The organism is Solemya velesiana gill symbiont, from assembly GCF_002020805.1.
In the GTDB taxonomy this organism is placed as follows: domain Bacteria; phylum Pseudomonadota; class Gammaproteobacteria; order Chromatiales; family Chromatiaceae; genus Sedimenticola_A.
The window spans coordinates 1-15729 of the sequence record NZ_MPRJ01000060.1; the positions used below are offsets into that span (position 1 = coordinate 1).

Genomic DNA, 15729 nt, shown 5'->3' on the forward strand with positions numbered 1-15729 from the left:
CTCATAAGTGCTTCGTCTCTTGGTCGGGAGAAGCGCCGACTCTACCAGCTGGCCCTTCAACTACCAATTGCACTTATTATCCGAAACCGCCAAACACAAACTCGGGCTTTCCTTCGCCTTTACCAGCCTTAGTCTTACTTCCCTTAGCGAGCGCGTCTCGCTTCCACTTTGGCCCGCCATCTTGTTCCCAAGGTCGCTTTATCCCAATGCCGCGCAGCAGGTCTCGCACAAACTGGTCAGTAGCCTTCTCGTTACCCATTTATATCCCCATCCCAGCATCATTATTTTTTGCAATTATTTTTTTCATTTTTTTATCAATGCTCCTTGAAATAGATAATGTCTTCTGGAGGGACAACGCCCTTTGCTAGCCCAATTCTCATTGCTGGCGTCTTATCGTCTCGCCCTTTGAGGCAGTAGTTGTAATATGTCCGAAAAATATCGAGCATTTTGACGATGCTTTCCGGGTTATAGGCGCTGTACCCATGCCACATACGCCTCGCAGCACTAGCGGTGGAATACGGACGCTCAAGCAGCGACAGCCTGCGGCGCACTTGCATAAAGAAGCAGTCAATCGCGTGCATACTCGCCTTATTGTAAAGCCATGCCTGGTGATCTTCATCGTAATCGCCATAATCAGTTAGGTAGCAAACTGCCTTCTCAGGCTCGCTCATATTCGGGAAGGGATGCGAAAGCCAACGATCTTTCCACTTCCCGATCTCAGCCATGTCACGCATGCGTTCTTTAATAAGCGCCAACTTGACCTCGCTATCCGAGAGTCCAGGGTTAGTATTTGTCGCATCACGAAACGTCTTTCGACTATCAGTTAGCGCTCTCTTCCGTTCATCGACCGTCAGGTGCTTGTTGATACGGACATAGAACGCGTCGCACTTACGCGCATTGACCTCCTCTTGAAAAGCGCCGAGACATGCGGCACGGATACCGGAATCCTGATCAAGGAAGAAGCGCACCTTTCCAACACCACTAAATAGACGCTTCAAAAGAAAGAAATGCGCGTACAGCGTGTATTCAGCATGGATTTGCATGCCCCTTCCAGGCAGCTTGGATGTTTGAGCCAAACGCTCGAAATCCTCAATGTCTTTTCTGCGTAACGATTCTTCATATTTGGCGGATATCTGCCCATTCAATGTGCCATCGGATGCTGGGTTCTGATTGGCGCTTCCGTTCATCGCCTTGTCGTAATCGCAAGCCAACCAAGCACGTGCATAGTGTCGAAAGGGGAATGGTGCGCCACAGTCGCCAATTTGGGAGGCATCTTTTTCTACCGTCGCTGCGTCCAGCGAGGCGTCGTAGTTGAGATGCATACCAAAAACATACCCTGTTTCATTATCGGCACTGCCAACTGCAGTGAGCTGCACGTTCCGCTTGTCCTGGCGTTGCGACCAGTTCACGACGTAATCCTGTCGGTCAACACCAACATAAAGACGGCGAAGGTTCATGCCTTCGAGTTTCCGCTCACGGTGCGCAGCAAATGCCAGGCATTGCTGTTGTAGGAAGCCGATTTTGGGATAAAGAGAGCCTTCGGAGATATCCGCCACCTCGCAAATCCGTCGAAACGGGTTCTTGTTTACGAGCAACTTAAAGATCAACTTGTTTTTGTGGGGCTGCTTCTGGCGGAGCGTTGATCCGCCAACAGAAAAGGTTTTGTCGCACGCTTTGCAGCGATAACGTTGTGACCCTGATTTGGTTTTCCCGAAGGATCGATAGTGCTTTGAACCAGCCCTTATCCCTACATTATGGTTTTCACAGAAATCATTGGGACATGAAGGCTCAGGAGGATCGTTTAAGTAGCTAGATATTCGATCCAACTCTTCATGAATGCCAGCGTTGCTTTTCAGCGGAGGGAATTCGCCGCATGAATGACATTTCAGAACGGGAAAGTTTTTACCGGCACCTGATATCGCGTAGCGATCTCGCTTAGCTCCTTTGCCTTTTGCGGGAGTCATGGCGGCAGGGATGCCGAAGTTCTCGCAACTCGGCTTTTTGCAGAAATTGACCTGTATTCCGCCAGATTCAGGCGGAATACGAGGTCTTGAGGCTGAAGAAGATTTCTTCTGCAAAAACAAATCCCTGTAACTTGTTGTAAGTTACAGGGATTATCTCAGTTAGTCAGACAAACCGCAACACCTTTGTCGAACGGCTTGGGTTGAAGCGGGGCTTTTTATACAGAACGCCCTGTAACTTTCCGGTAACTTTTGTACGCACTGCTTCTCGCGCCAGCCGTACATCTTCCTGTATCTGCCAAGTAAACAACTACCGCGAAATTTATGGGGAAATATGCACGCACAAATATAAACAAAATTAAAAGTTTTTAATTGGCATGATAAGCTGAGATTTATGTCTAGGCGGAGCCTGTTGCATGCACCTCACCATTCGTCAGTTAAAAGTATTTGAAGCGGTTGCCACCCATCTCAGCTTTACCCGCGCAGCTGAGGAGTTGTATCTCAGTCAGCCTGCCGTTTCCATGCAAATCAAACAGCTAGAGGAGAGTATCGGACTCCCCCTGTTTGAAAAGCTGGGCAAGAAAATCCACCTGACAGACGCCGGCAAGGAGCTTCACCACTATGGTCGTTCCATCTTCAGGCAACTGGAGGAGATGGAGGAGGTGCTGGAGTCCATGAAAGGGCTCAGCCGCGGGCGGCTGGATATCGCCGTTGCCAGTACCGTCAATTACTTTGCCCCGCGGGCTTTGGGGGCGTTCTCTAAACTCTATCCCGGTGTAAAGCTCAGCCTGGAGGTAACAAACCGCAAAAGCCTGGTGCGGATGCTGGAGCAGAACGAGAAGGATATTGTTCTCATGGGGCAGCCGCCGAAAGACCTGGACCTGGAGGCCGAGCCCTTCATGGACAATCCCCTGGTCATTATCGCCCCGCCTGGACATCCGCTGGCCAAAAAGAAAAGAGTATCCCTCGAGGAGATTGCCGAGGAGATCTTTCTGATGCGTGAGGAGGGATCCGGTACCCGCCTGGCCATGGAGCGTTTTTTCGAGGAGAAGGGGATCGAGATCAAGCGCGGTATGCAGATGACCCGCAGCGAGGCGATCAAGCAGGGGGTGCGCGCCGGGCTCGGGCTTGGCGTGGTCTCCGTCCATTCCATTCAATTGGAACTGGAGACCGGACGGTTGGTCGTACTCAATGTGCCCGGCTTTCCCCTGAAACGTAAATGGTACGTTGTGCATCGTAAGGGCAAACGCCTTTCACCCTCCGCACAGGTGTTCCGTGATTTCCTTCTGGGAGAGGGGTTGCGCGAGGCCATAGCCGTCGGCAGCTTTTCAGGTCAGATTCCGGGCGACTTTGAGGAACAGGAGGGTTAAACTACCCGACCTGCCCCTGGATTCCCGTATAAAGCACGGTCAGATCCGATCAGATGTACTGTTGATTGTTCGGCTCGACGGGGCGAAATCGTCATGCGTCTTCAGGATCTGCCTTTTTAATTTAGTATGTCCAACAGCCAAGACAATAGCCACGATACCGCGCCAACCGGTAAGACGTTGTTGGAGCGGGTGAATCAGCCTGCTGATCTGAGGCAGCTATCGGATCTTGAGCTCCCTCGCCTGGCATCGGAACTGCGAGACTTCCTGATCGAAAGCGTATCGCGCACCGGCGGGCACCTAGCTGCGGGCTTGGGCGTGGTGGAACTGACCATTGCCCTGCATTACGTATTCAATACCCCCGAGGCACGGCTGGTCTGGGACGTCGGGCACCAGGCCTATCCCCATAAGATCCTGACCTGTCGGCGTGAGCAGATGACCTCCCTGCGCCAGAAAGACGGGATTTCAGGTTTTCCCCGTAGAGAGGAGAGCGAGTACGACGCCTTCGGCACCGGTCACTCCAGCACCTCCATCGGTGCTGCACTGGGCATGGCGGCGGCAGCCAAGCAGAAGGGTGAGAAGCGCGATGTGATCGCGGTGATCGGCGATGCGGCCATGGGCGGCGGCATGGCATTCGAGGCGCTCAATCATGCCGGTGCCCTGGACCTCGATCTGCTGGTGGTGCTGAATGACAACGATATGTCCATCTCACAGCCGGTTGGTGCTTTCCGCAATCACCTAGCACGCATGCTCTCGGGTAAGATCTACACCAGTGTCCGCGAAGGGGGCAAGCATGCCCTCAGTCATATCCCGTCTCTCAGTGAACTGATGGGGCGCTGGGAAGAGCACATGAAAGGCATGGTGATGCCCGGCACCCTCTTCGAGGAGCTGGGTTTCAATTATATCGGCCCCATTGATGGCCATGACCTGGATACCCTGGTGGCCACCCTGAGAAACATGAAGGCGATGCACGGGCCACGCCTGCTCCACGTGGTGACCCAGAAAGGGAAGGGGTATCGCCCGGCAGAGGGTGATCCCTGTGTCTACCACGGTGTCACCCCCTTCAATCCTGAAACCGGGATGATGGAGAAGAAAAGCGCCACCGGACCCACCTATACCCAGGTGTTCGGCGAGTGGCTGTGCGACCTTGCAGAGCAGGACGACCGGCTGGTGGGGATCACGCCGGCAATGTGCGAAGGCTCGGGTATGGTCCAGTTCTCCAAGGTCTATCCCGACCGTTATTTCGACGTGGGCATTGCGGAACAGCACGCGGTGACCTTTGCCGCAGGTTTGGCCTGCGAGGGCAGCAAGCCTGTGGTGGCGATCTATTCCAGCTTTCTGCAGCGTGCCTACGATCAACTGGTCCACGATGTGGCCCTGCAGAACCTGGACGTCACTTTTGCAGTGGACAGGGCAGGCCAGGTGGGTGCCGATGGCGCCACCCATGCGGGCAGTTTCGATCTGAGTTATGCCCGGGCGCTGCCAAACATGGTCATTATGGCCCCGGCAGACGAGGCGGATTCCCGCCGCATGCTGCAGACCGCCTACCAGTACAAGGGGCCGGCGCTCGTGCGCTATCCCAGGGGTACAGGTCCAGGTGTAGCGGTGGATAAGACGCTACAGACCATTCCTCTCGGCAAAGCCGAGTTGCGTCGACAGGGTAAGGGTGTAGCCCTGCTCGCCTTCGGCAGCATGCTGGCCACTGCATTGGAGGCGGCAGAGCAGATCGATGCCACGGTCGTAAACATGCGTTTCGTAAAACCACTGGATGAAGCGATGTTGGCCGACTTGGCCCGCAGCCACGATCTGCTGGTGACCCTGGAGGAGAATGCAGTTGCAGGCGGTGCCGGTTCGGCGGTCAATGAGTATCTCGCAGGGATCCAATGTCCTGTACGCACTTTGAATCTCGGACTTCCCGACCACTTCATTGAACATGGCACCCAGGGGGAGCAACTGAGCGCAGCCGGACTTGATGTCCCGGGGGTTCTGGCAGCGATTAGCCAGGTCATCTCTTCGGATGGAAGCACAACCCTGTATTCTGCTTAGGATGGAAACAAGAATCGGTGTGGCAGCACCGGATACGAGGGATTTTTAATGAAGAAGTTCGCGGTTTTGTTCGTGCTGATAGTGGCTGCACTGTTGGCCATTCCCGGCTATGTGGGGCACCAGGTCGAAGCGCGCTACCAGGTTCTTGTGGCCCGCCTCGAGATGAGCGGATTCCAGGTGGCAAAGCACATCTACCAGCGCGGCTGGTTTGGCGCGAATGCGGAGACCGACTTTGTTCTTCCCATCCCGGCGCCGGATGCCGATATCCCCGACAACATCAAAGAGGTGGGTTTCTCCATTCATAGCGATATAGTCCACGGACCCCTGATGCCTGCGGGTGGAATCGGGCTCGCGGAGATCAATACCCGCATCCTGGTGGATGGTGAAAATGTCTTCCCGGAAGACTACCCGGCCAAGATACAGATCCGGGTAAGCTGGAACGGCGCCGGGGAGACCCTGGTGGATCTCCCAGCCACGGTGATTCCCTCCAATGAGAATCGCCCCAGGATCGATTTCGGCGGTATGTCCGGGCAGATGCTGTTCAATGCGGGATTCAGCAAAATCGATACAACCATGGCGTTGCCCGGTCTGAGCGTCAGTGAGGGTGAGGCCAAGCGCATGGTGCTGCAGGGTGTGCGGGCGGACTCGAAGTCCTGGCTGGACGAGAGTGGCCTGATGCTTGGCGGCGGTGTATTCGAAGTGGACCGTTTCGAATTGGTGATGATCGACGACCTGACTTCCATCGTCCTGCAGGAGATCGGTGCGGACGTGGACAGCGGCAAGCAGGGTGAGAATGTCTCAGGCACCATTACCTGCCGGCTTAAGTCCGCCGATATCAATGGCGACCTTTATGGTCCGGCGATATTGGAGATGAGTATGGGCAATCTGCCGGCCGAGGTGCTGGTGAACATTCAGCAGGGTATGGAAGAGATCCAGCGCCAGAAGCTGCCCCAGCAGCAACAGGCATTTGCCGCCATGAGCGTGCTCATGAGTAATGGGCCCAGGCTGATAAAGAGCGATCCGAAGTTTTCAATTGACCGCTTCAGTGTCAAGACGCCACAGGGTGACGTGGAGGGGCGCTTTTCCGTGCAGTCCATTGGCCTGCTGTGGAAAGAGATAGCCAACATGCAGGCTATTGTTCAGAAGCTTGAAGCCGAGGCTGAATTGAAAATGCCGGAGTCGTTCTTCCGTTTCCTTTTCGCCCAGCAGGTACGTAACCAGGTCGTTCAACAGATCGAGATGCGCCGGCAGATGGGTGAGGAGGTTGAAGTTCCAGAGCCTCATGAGTTGGATGCCATGGCCGACGCGGCAGCTGAAGAGCAACTGCAGAGACTCCTTTTCCAGGAGGTTTTGATCAGGGATGGCACCATGCTATCGACCCAGGCGAGCCTCTCTTCCGGTCTGCTGTCGGTCAACGGCAAGGCCATTCCATTGCCTGTGCCAGGTGCTGCGCAAGCTCAATAATGTGACAAGCGCCAAGCAATAAAAAAGCCACCCGAAGGTGGCTTTTTTATTTGCAAGAAGCTGATGATCAGCCCCTCTCGTCCATCATCTGCTCAATGATCGGCTGGAGAATGATCTCCATGGAGAAGCCCATCTTGCCGCCGGGTACAACGATGGAGTTGCGGCGGGACATGAACGAGCCGTCGATCATGCTCAGCAGGTAGGGGAAGTCGGTGTTGAACTTCTTCGGGTCCTTGAAGCGGATGACCACGAAGCTCTCGTCCGGTGTCGGGATATCGCGGGTGATGAACGGGTTGGAGGTATCCACGGTCGGTACGCGCTGGAAGTTGATATCGGTGTGCGAGAACTGGGGCGTAATGTGGTTGATGTAGTCGGGCATGCGACGCAGGATAGTGTCGACGATGGCCTCTTCGCTATGACCACGCTCAGCGTTGTCGCGGAAGATCTTCTGAATCCACTCCAGGTTGACGATGGGTACCACGCCAACACCCAGGTCCACGTGCTGGGCTACGTTGTTGTCGTCGTCAACAGCCAGGCCGTGCAGGCCTTCGTAGAAGAGCAGGTCGGTACCGGCAGGTACATCTTCCCAGGGAGTGAACTCACCGGGCTTCTTGTCGGTGCCCAGGCGTGCATTGTGCTCATCGGCCTCTTCAGGGCTGTGCAGGTAGTACCGCTTCTGGCCGCTGCCTTTTTCGCCGTAGGTCTTGAACAGCTCTTCGATCTTGTCGAAGCGGTTGGCTTCGGGGCCGAAGTGGCTCATGTGCTCTTCCGCCATCTTTACGCGCATCTCTGCCCGGTCGTAGCGGTGAAAGCTGTCGCCCTCGATTACGGCGGGGGTGATTCCGTCACGGTAGAAGATGTGTTCGAAAGCGCGCTTTACAGTGGTCGTGCCTGCACCGGAGGAGCCGGTGACCGCAACGATAGGATGTTTCTTTGACATAGAGGTCCCCCTACAATTCTTAGGTTAATCCCGGAAAATTGTCCCATTCTGACAGTGCGGGGTATAAAGAAAAAATAACAATATTCTTCCCTACCAATAGCCAGAACTTATATTAGTAAATAATAATAAACCTGGGGCTTTAGCTCGGGGGGGGGCAGTCTGCCAGGAGAGGCGGTCATTGAAAACGGCAGAACGCTGATTCAGAATTTTATTATTGGAATTTACGCGCTAATTTTGCCACGTTATAATCCAGCTTTATTGGCCAGTAAGAAAAATAACGTCACAGGAGTCAGCCAGGACTGTAAGAAGTTTAAATGATTGCCATTCGCCGCCTACAATAGGCAGTTTCGGTATCCAGATCGCCGAAAATCCGCCATCTTCTTTATTTTCGCACCTGCAACTTGGGAAAATGCATTACCTATTCATCGCTATCGCATTGTATGCATTCTGGCTGCTCCTCTCCGGGCACTATGTCGCTCTGCTGCTTGCACTCGGCGGGCTGTCTGTATTGATAGTGGTTTTTTTCCTGCTCCGCATGGACAGGGTAGATGGTGAACCGAGTACTTTACGTCCCAGCCTGAAGTTTTTTCGCTACATCGGCTGGCTTTTGTGGCAGGTGGTCCTCTCCAATATCGCCCTGGCCCGGCGCGTCTGGGACCCGGCATTGCCCATCCGGCCTACCTGGGGAAAACTGGATACCAAGCTACCCCTCCCTCTCGAAAAAGCCCTGTACGCCAACTCCATTACACTGACTCCGGGGACATTGACGACGGATGTAAGAGATGACCATTTGATGATTCACTGCCTGTCGCCTGAAGAGTTGGAGGAGTTGCGCAAGGGGGAGATGGAGCGCCGTATAAAGGATATCGGGGTATAAGCATGTTGACCGCCGCGATCGTTGCAATACTCGTAACCATGGTCCTCGCTCTGATACGGGCTTTTCTCGGTCCCACAGAGTATGATCGGATGCTGGCCGCCAACTCGTTCGGCACCAAAACCGTGCTGCTTATTGCCCTGGGTGGCTATGCCTTGTCCTGGAACAGTTTTCTCGATGTTGCACTGCTCTATGCCATGGTCAACTTTGTCGGCACCATCGCCGTCATGCGCTTCTTTGAATACAGCACGCCAGTAGAGCCGTCTGAAGAAGGAGAACAGACGTCTTGAGTTCCATAATCAGTCATCTTATCGAATGGGTTAGTGGATTCTTTTTGCTGGCCGGGGGCTTTCTCTGTATTTCGGGTGGAGTAGGCCTGCTTCGCATGCCGGATTTCTTTTCCAGGATTCATGCTTCGGGCATGACCGAGACGCTGGCGGCACCCATGCTGTTGTGTGGTTTGATGCTGCAGATGGAGTGGTCCCTCGACCTGGTCAAGGTGCTGATGATTCTGATTTTTATACTGGCAACCAACCCGACAGCCACGCATTCCATGGCGAAGGCGGCGCTGCATGGTGGGTTGCGCCCACTGGTTAAAGAGCCGGGTGATGATGAGAAGGGAGAAGTATCATCGAAAACCTGATTGATATCACCCTGCTCGGTTTCCTGGTGTTGATCGCGATTGCGGCGATCCGTTTGCGTGACCTGTTTGCCGTCGTCATGCTGTTTGGCATTTACAGCCTTCTGACCGCGGCGCTGTTCATGAACCTCGATGCGGTGGATGTCGCCTTTACCGAAGCTGCCGTTGGCGCCGGCGTGACCACGGTATTGATGCTCTCGGCCCTGCACCTGACGCGACGCTGGGAAGATGAACCCAGGCATAACCCCTTGTTGCCGTTACTGGTAGTCACTATTACCGGTGCGGTACTCATCTATGCCACCCTCGATGCACCCCTGCTTGGGGATGCCTCGGCTCCGGTACACCAGCATGTCGCGCCGAGATACATTGAAAAGGGCCCGCAGGAAGTGGGTATGCCCAACATGGTAACTGCGGTTCTGGCCAGTTACCGTGGCTACGATACTTTTGGGGAAACCGTCGTCATCTTTACCGCTGGTCTGGCTGTCATGCTTCTGCTGGGTATCCAGGAAGGCCCCCAGGCACATCGGGGGCGTAACGCCATCGGTGACCAGGTGGTCCTTAAGGTGGTTGTCAAACTGTTGATTCCACTGATTCTTATGTATGGCCTGTATGTCCACTTCCATGGTGATTTTGGCGCAGGTGGCGGTTTCCAGGCGGGCGTTATCTTTGCAGCGGGTTTTGTCTTGTACGACCTGGTGTTTGGTGAAGGCCAGGCGCGGGCCGTGATACCTCCAAACTGGTTGCATCGCCTGGCGGCCCTGGGTGTGCTCATCTATGGCGGTGTTGGCGTGGTCTCCCTGCTGCAGGGCAGGCCCTTTCTCGATTACTCGGTACTCGCACACGATCCGGTACACGGGCAACACCTCGGAGTACTGCTGGTTGAACTCGGAGTGGGCATTACCGTGTTCTCTGTCGTGCTGTCGATTTTTTATGCGTTATCGGGTCGGAGGCGTCAGTCGTGATGGAATTGCCAGGCCTGTATAACTACTGGGTGGTCGTGTTCCTGATGATGGCCGGCTTCTACGTGGTCATTTCCCAGGGAAACCTGGTGAAGAAGCTGGTGGGACTCGGCCTGTTCCAGGCATCCGTTTTCATTCTCTATATTACCGTGGGCAAGGTGAGCGGTGGGGCGGCTCCGATTGCCGTGGAGGGCATAACGAGCTATTCCAATCCGCTGCCCCATGTTCTGATTCTGACGGCCATCGTGGTCGGAGTGGCCACAACGGCGGTAGGGCTGGCGCTGGTGGTGCGAATCTACGAGGCCTACGGCAGCGTGGAGGAGGACGAGATCCATGCACAGGATCTCGTTGAGGACGATATTTCAGAGGATCCGCCATTCACTGAGAGTGAGGTTGGCAAGCAGTGAGTTTCATGGAGCATCTGCCGGTTCTGGTGGTCATCATTCCACTGCTGACAGTACCGTTGTGCGTGCTGTTGGACCACCCGCGCCTGGCCTGGCTTGCCGCATTGGCCTCATCCTGGTTGAGTTTCGCCGCAGCTGTTGGCCTAGTGTTACAGGTCTCCGATACGGGCCCGATCAGTTACCTGCTCGGCAGCTGGGAGGCCCCCTGGGGTATTGAGTACCGTATCGATGTGCTCGCTTCCTACGTACTATTGATCGTCACGGCGATGGCTGCGCTGGTGTTGTTTGCCGCCAGGGAGAGCGTACGCAAAGACATACCTGAAGCGCGCATATCCCGTTTCTATGCTGCATTTATGCTGGCCTTTGCCGGCCTGGCCGGTATCGTCGCCACGGGCGACGCTTTCAACGTTTTCGTCTTCCTCGAAATATCATCGCTGGCCACCTATGCCCTGATCAGCATGGGTAAGGATCGACGTGCCCTGAGCGCGGCATTCAACTACCTGGTGATGGGTACCATCGGCGCCACCTTCATCCTGATAGGTATCGGTTTCCTCTACATGATGACCGGTACGCTCAACATGGCCGATCTGGCGGCACGACTGCCTGAGGTGGCGGATACACGCACCGTGCGCGCCGGCTTCGCATTTCTCGCCGTCGGTATCGGGCTGAAACTTGCCTTGTTCCCTTTGCACCTGTGGCTGCCCAACGCCTATGCCTATGCTCCTTGCTCAGTTACGGCATTTCTCGCGGCCACGGCCACCAAGGTTGCCGTATACCTGCTGCTGCGTTTCATGCTGCAGATATTCGGGCTCGATTTCTCACTGGTCCTGATGCCGCTGGATACGCTTTTGCTGGTGCTCGGCCTGATCGGCATTCTCTCCGCTTCCATGGTGGCGGTGTACCAGGGCAACATCAAACGCATGTTTGCCTATTCGAGCGTTGCGCAGATCGGTTACATGGTCCTGGGTGTCGGCCTGGCAACCACCACCGGCATCACGTCGGCGATTTTGCACCTTTTCAACCATGCGTTGATGAAAGGTGCGCTGTTCCTTGCGCTTGGCGGCATCGCCTATCGTATCGGTTCGACCACAATCCAGGATTTCTCCGGACTGGGCAGGACCATGCCATGGACCATGGCGGGCATCGTGCTGGGCGGGCTCAGCCTGATCGGCATCCCCTCCACGGTCGGTTTTATCAGTAAATGGTACCTGGTGCTGGCAACCCTGGAAGAGGGGCTCTGGCCTGTCGCGCTGCTGGTCCTGATCGGTTCCATTCTTGCCGTCGTCTATATTTGGAAACTGGTAGAGGCGGCCTATTTCGGTACACCTGAAGGCAATCCCGAGATCAAAGAGGCCCCCTTGTCGATGCTCGTACCCATGTGGGCTCTCGTCGGGGCGAATATCTATTTCGGTATCCATACCGACCTTAGCGTGGGCCTGGCCAGCCGTGCCGCCGCCGTATTGACGGGAGGTGCGGGATGAGCGAACTGCAGTTACTCACCTGGATGCCGTTGGTACCGCTGCTGGCCACTGCCGGGGTAATCGCCACCGACAAGTCTCCTAATGTGCGGGAGGCGGTGACCATTATCGCCGGCGTAATCCTCTTTGCGCTGGTTGTGACACTCGCTGCGAATATCGACTGGGACAACCCGACCACCCTCGTGTTGGCAGAACCCCTGCCGGGATTGCGGCTGGCATTTACACCTGAGCCCTTGGGCCTTCTGTTTGCCCTGGTTGCCAGCTTTCTGTGGCCCATTACGACGATTTACTCTATCGGCTATATGCGTAGCCACAAGGAAGAGAACCAGACGCGCTTCTATGCGGCGTTTGCGGTTTCCATAGCGGCCGTAATGGGTATCGCCCTGTCGGCTAACATGCTGACGCTGTTCCTGTTTTACGAGATTCTCACGCTGTCCACCTATCCGCTGGTGGCCCATGCAGGCAACGACAAGGCGCGCCGTGCAGGCCGGGTCTACCTGGGAATACTGATAGGCACATCCGTCGGCTTCCTGCTGCTGGCCATGATTTGGACTTGGCATGTTGCCGGTACGCTCACCTTTACCCAGGGTGGCGTATTCTCTGACGAGGTGAGCCCGGTGGTGTTGAGCGTGTTGCTGGCGCTCTATGTCTTCGGTACCGGCAAGGCGGCGGTTATGCCATTCCATCGCTGGCTACCAGCCGCCATGGTTGCACCGACACCAGTGTCAGCCCTTCTGCACGCGGTTGCCGTGGTGAAGGCCGGCGTCTTTACGATACTCAAGGTCAGTGTCTATATCTTCGGGATAGACACCATTGCAGATCTTGCCGTGTCCGACTGGCTAGTCGGTATTGCTGCACTGACCATCGTGCTGGCTTCGGCCATTGCCCTGCGCAAAGACAACTTCAAGGCACGGCTGGCCTATTCGACCGTTAGCCAGTTGTCATATATCACCATGGGTGCGATGCTCGGGATTGCGGCAGGCGCGATCGGTGGCGGATTGCATATTGCAATGCATGCATTCGGTAAGATCACCTTGTTCTTTTGTGCCGGTGCCGTGTTTGTCACTGCGCACAAATCGAAGATCAGCGAACTCAACGGTATCGGCCGGCGCATGCCGTGGACCATGGGGGCCTTTGCGATCGGTGCGGTTTCGATGATCGGTGTGCCACCCTTTGCCGGTTTTATTTCCAAGTGGTATCTGGTTGGTGGGGCACTGCAGACAGAACAGTGGATCGCGGTCGGTGCGATCGTGATTTCGACCCTGCTGAACGCCGCCTATTTCATGCCGATCGTCTATGCGGCCTTCTTCAAGGAGGAAGACCCGCAGCATTCGCACGGGGAGCACGGCGAAGCACCTTTGCCGATTGTGCTTGCATTGACCGTAACGGCTTTGGCTACAGGGTTGATCTTCTTTTTCCCGGGCGTCCCGCTGACGCTCGTTGATCAGATGGTGGGGGGCTGATGAACACATCAACGGATGAGTCGCAGACTCAAACCAGCCAGGCTGAGCGCAGGCACTGGTTGTATCGCAGCGAGAACCTGCCCAAGTTATGGTTTGTCCAGATCGCGATACTGGTGCTCGCTGTACTGCCCGAGTTCTTTGTCCATCACCACCAGTATTTCGAAGAAGACGGTTTCACCCTCGACAGCAGCTTCGGCTTCTATGCATGGTATGGGTTCATTGCATGCGCTGGAATGGTTGCATTGGCGAAGATTCTAGGCATCTTCCTCAAGCGTAAGGACACTTACTACGATGAGTGAGTTTGTGATTTTCCCTGGCCTGATTATGGTACTGGGGGCCATTTTGATCCCCGTGCTGGGTGGAAGTTTGCGTTTACTTGCGCTGTTGGGCCTTCCCGCGTTGACGCTGGCGGCAGTTTGGGCCTTGCCGGCAGATGCCTCACTGCAAGTCGCCTTTCTCGATTACACGCTGGAACCGGTTCGCTCTTCAGCCGAAGGTCGCCTGTTCGCGACCGTGTTTGCCATCATGGCCTTCGTCGGTGGCCTATATGCCCATCGCCAGGCCAGTACAGCGGAACTGACCGCGGCTCTCGTCTATGCCGGTTCCGCAATCGGTGTCACGTTCGCCGGTGATCTTCTGACGTTGTTTGTATTTTGGGAGATCATGGCGCTCGGTTCTACCGCCGTCATCTGGTCTGCCGGTACCCAGGCCGCTTACCGCGCGGGCCTGCGCTATCTGCTCGTTCACCTGCTTGGTGGTGTCATTCTCATGATCGGTATTGTCGCTTATGGTGTCGATACCGGTTCTCTGGAATTCACCTCGATGCAGGCGGATAGTATCGGCACTTGGCTGATCCTGATCGGCTTCCTGGTCAATGCCGGTGCACCGCCGCTGTCAGCCTGGATAGCGGACGCTTACCCGGAGGCCAGTCCCAGTGGTACAGTATTCCTGTCGGCGTTTACGACCAAGACAGCAGTATTCGCACTCCTTGTGGGCTTCCCCGGTACGGAAATTCTTATACCTGTCGGCCTGTACATGGTTTTCTACGGCATCATCTACGCACTGCTTGAAAACGATATGCGCCGGATACTCGCATATTCGATCGTCAATCAGGTTGGCTTCATGGTTGCGGCCATTGGTATCGGAACTGAAATGGCCCTGAATGGAGCGGCTGCCCACGCCTTCGCGCACATCATCTACAAGGCCTTGCTGCTGATGTCGGCCGGCAGCGTGCTGTTGATGACGGGCAGGCGCAAATGCACCGATCTCGGCGGTCTGTTTCGGAGTATGCCTGTGACAGCGATCAACGGTATCGTCGGTGCGCTGGCAATATCGGCCTTCCCGTTCACATCAGGGTTTGTCACCAAGTCGCTAGAGACCCAGGCGGCAGCCAACGAGGGTATGTTGATCGTCTGGCTGTTGCTGCTGGCTGCATCGGCCGGCGTATTTCTTCACGCAGGCATCAAATTTCCGTGGTTCGTTTTCTTCCAGAAGGATTCCGGACTGCGTCCATCTGAACCTCCAGTCAACCTGCGTTACGCGATGTGGCTGTTTTCAATCCTGTGTATCGCGATCGGGCTGTTTCCGAATACCCTGTATGCGATTCTGCCGTATCCCGTCGATTACCAGCCGTACACGGTCGATCATCTGGTGACTCAATTCCAGGTATTACTGTTCGCAGGTTTTGCGTTCTTTGTCATGCTCAAGCAGATGCGGCGTACCTTGACGATAAGCCTCGACTTCGACTGGTTTTATCGGAAGTTCTTCAAGGAGATCGGCAGGGAGTTCACCATACGATCCAGTGCCGCACGTGAGGCGCGCGAGCAGCAGGCATTGGCCTGGGTAAACCGGTTTATTGACAGGCTTTATCGCCACCATGGCCCGCAGGGAATCCTGGCGCGTGCCTGGCCGACAGGAAGTATGGTCTTGTGGGTTGCCGCGTTACTCGGTTTCTTGTTGTTGCTGGATTACTTGTGACGAACATATAGGCGCGGGTTGGCATCCGTACCCTATTATCTTCAAGGTTCTTTCCTTAGCATTCTTCGATCCGCTTGCGGATCACCTGGCTGGTCTTGTACCCCGGATGGCGGGTGGTCCGCTCATCGATGGCCGATGAGCGATTGGTCGTATTCT

The 15729-nt window shown here is 55.4% G+C and carries 14 protein-coding genes; 12 read left to right on the forward strand and 2 right to left on the reverse strand.

The window, feature by feature from the left end; all coding sequences use genetic code 11:
- Positions 1-314: 314 nt before the first annotated feature.
- A complete protein-coding gene (locus BOW53_RS09355) occupies positions 315-2078 on the reverse strand; it encodes an IS1/IS1595 family N-terminal zinc-binding domain-containing protein (protein ID WP_078487731.1) in 1764 nt (587 codons plus the stop codon).
- A 299-nt stretch (positions 2079-2377) separates the two neighbouring features.
- On the opposite strand from BOW53_RS09355, the gene BOW53_RS09360 reads away from it, so the two are divergent.
- The 3 genes from BOW53_RS09360 (at position 2378) to BOW53_RS09370 (ending at position 6838) form a co-directional block, all read left to right on the forward strand.
- Positions 2378-3331, forward strand: a complete 954-nt coding sequence (locus BOW53_RS09360; protein WP_078487732.1) for a LysR family transcriptional regulator — start codon at positions 2378-2380, stop codon at positions 3329-3331.
- Positions 3332-3457: 126 nt separating this feature from the next.
- Positions 3458-5374, forward strand: a complete 1917-nt coding sequence (gene dxs / locus BOW53_RS09365; protein ID WP_078487733.1) for a 1-deoxy-D-xylulose-5-phosphate synthase — start codon at positions 3458-3460, stop codon at positions 5372-5374.
- 48 nt (positions 5375-5422) lie between these two features.
- A complete protein-coding gene (locus tag BOW53_RS09370; protein WP_078487734.1) occupies positions 5423-6838 on the forward strand; it encodes a YdgA family protein in 1416 nt (471 codons plus the stop codon).
- Positions 6839-6905: 67 nt separating this feature from the next.
- Here the strand turns inward: BOW53_RS09370 and BOW53_RS09375 are convergent, their stop codons facing one another.
- Complete coding sequence (locus BOW53_RS09375) at positions 6906-7778, reverse strand: phosphoribulokinase (protein ID WP_078487735.1); 873 nt, start codon at positions 7776-7778, stop codon at positions 6906-6908.
- A gap of 409 nt (positions 7779-8187) precedes the next feature.
- Here BOW53_RS09375 and BOW53_RS09380 point away from each other — a divergent pair, with 409 nt between their 5' ends.
- Genes BOW53_RS09380 through BOW53_RS09420 form a run of 9 tightly spaced genes read left to right on the forward strand, consistent with a single transcriptional unit; the run spans position 8188 to position 15573 of the window.
- A complete protein-coding gene (locus BOW53_RS09380; RefSeq protein WP_078487736.1) occupies positions 8188-8655 on the forward strand; it encodes a Na+/H+ antiporter subunit E in 468 nt (155 codons plus the stop codon).
- Positions 8656-8657: 2 nt separating this feature from the next.
- Positions 8658-8942 (forward strand): MrpF/PhaF family protein, encoded by a 285-nt coding sequence (locus BOW53_RS09385; protein ID WP_078487737.1) that lies wholly within the window; start codon positions 8658-8660, stop codon positions 8940-8942.
- Complete coding sequence (gene mnhG, locus BOW53_RS09390) at positions 8939-9295, forward strand: monovalent cation/H(+) antiporter subunit G (protein WP_245832084.1); 357 nt, start codon at positions 8939-8941, stop codon at positions 9293-9295. Before BOW53_RS09385 ends, mnhG begins: the two co-directional genes overlap by 4 nt.
- Positions 9296-9321: 26 nt before the next feature.
- Positions 9322-10254, forward strand: coding sequence for a DUF4040 domain-containing protein (locus tag BOW53_RS09395; protein WP_245832085.1), 933 nt, complete (start codon positions 9322-9324; stop codon positions 10252-10254).
- Entirely contained in the window at positions 10254-10658 is a 405-nt protein-coding gene (locus BOW53_RS09400; protein WP_078487739.1) for a cation:proton antiporter subunit C, read from the forward strand. The genes BOW53_RS09395 and BOW53_RS09400 overlap by 1 nt, the downstream gene beginning before the upstream one ends.
- A 5-nt stretch (positions 10659-10663) precedes the next feature.
- Positions 10664-12136, forward strand: coding sequence for a monovalent cation/H+ antiporter subunit D family protein (locus BOW53_RS09405; protein ID WP_078487740.1), 1473 nt, complete (start codon positions 10664-10666; stop codon positions 12134-12136).
- 23 nt (positions 12137-12159) lie between these two features.
- On the forward strand, positions 12160-13596 hold the full coding sequence (locus BOW53_RS09410) for a monovalent cation/H+ antiporter subunit D family protein (protein ID WP_245832086.1): 1437 nt from the start codon (positions 12160-12162) through the stop codon (positions 13594-13596).
- Positions 13596-13895: a hypothetical protein gene (locus BOW53_RS09415; protein ID WP_078487742.1), complete on the forward strand. Its 300-nt coding sequence runs from the start codon at positions 13596-13598 to the stop codon at positions 13893-13895. The genes BOW53_RS09410 and BOW53_RS09415 overlap by 1 nt, the downstream gene beginning before the upstream one ends.
- A complete protein-coding gene (locus BOW53_RS09420) occupies positions 13888-15573 on the forward strand; it encodes a Na(+)/H(+) antiporter subunit D (RefSeq protein WP_078487743.1) in 1686 nt (561 codons plus the stop codon). Before BOW53_RS09415 ends, BOW53_RS09420 begins: the two co-directional genes overlap by 8 nt.
- The last annotated feature ends 156 nt before the right edge of the window (positions 15574-15729 follow it).

What these genes read in the sequence shown, in the direction of transcription:
- BOW53_RS09360 (WP_078487732.1), top strand. Translation starts at nt 2,378, where the DNA reads ATGCACCTCACCATTCGTCAGTTAAAAGTATTTGAAGCGGTTGCCACC.
- dxs (WP_078487733.1), top strand. Translation starts at nt 3,458, where the DNA reads ATGTCCAACAGCCAAGACAATAGCCACGATACCGCGCCAACCGGTAAG.
- BOW53_RS09370 (WP_078487734.1), top strand. Translation starts at nt 5,423, where the DNA reads ATGAAGAAGTTCGCGGTTTTGTTCGTGCTGATAGTGGCTGCACTGTTG.
- BOW53_RS09375 (WP_078487735.1), bottom strand. Translation starts at nt 7,778, where the DNA reads ATGTCAAAGAAACATCCTATCGTTGCGGTCACCGGCTCCTCCGGTGCA.
- BOW53_RS09380 (WP_078487736.1), top strand. Translation starts at nt 8,188, where the DNA reads ATGCATTACCTATTCATCGCTATCGCATTGTATGCATTCTGGCTGCTC.
- BOW53_RS09385 (WP_078487737.1), top strand. Translation starts at nt 8,658, where the DNA reads ATGTTGACCGCCGCGATCGTTGCAATACTCGTAACCATGGTCCTCGCT.
- BOW53_RS09400 (WP_078487739.1), top strand. Translation starts at nt 10,254, where the DNA reads ATGGAATTGCCAGGCCTGTATAACTACTGGGTGGTCGTGTTCCTGATG.
- BOW53_RS09405 (WP_078487740.1), top strand. Translation starts at nt 10,664, where the DNA reads ATGGAGCATCTGCCGGTTCTGGTGGTCATCATTCCACTGCTGACAGTA.
- BOW53_RS09410 (WP_245832086.1), top strand. Translation starts at nt 12,160, where the DNA reads ATGCCGTTGGTACCGCTGCTGGCCACTGCCGGGGTAATCGCCACCGAC.
- BOW53_RS09415 (WP_078487742.1), top strand. Translation starts at nt 13,596, where the DNA reads ATGAACACATCAACGGATGAGTCGCAGACTCAAACCAGCCAGGCTGAG.
- BOW53_RS09420 (WP_078487743.1), top strand. Translation starts at nt 13,888, where the DNA reads ATGAGTGAGTTTGTGATTTTCCCTGGCCTGATTATGGTACTGGGGGCC.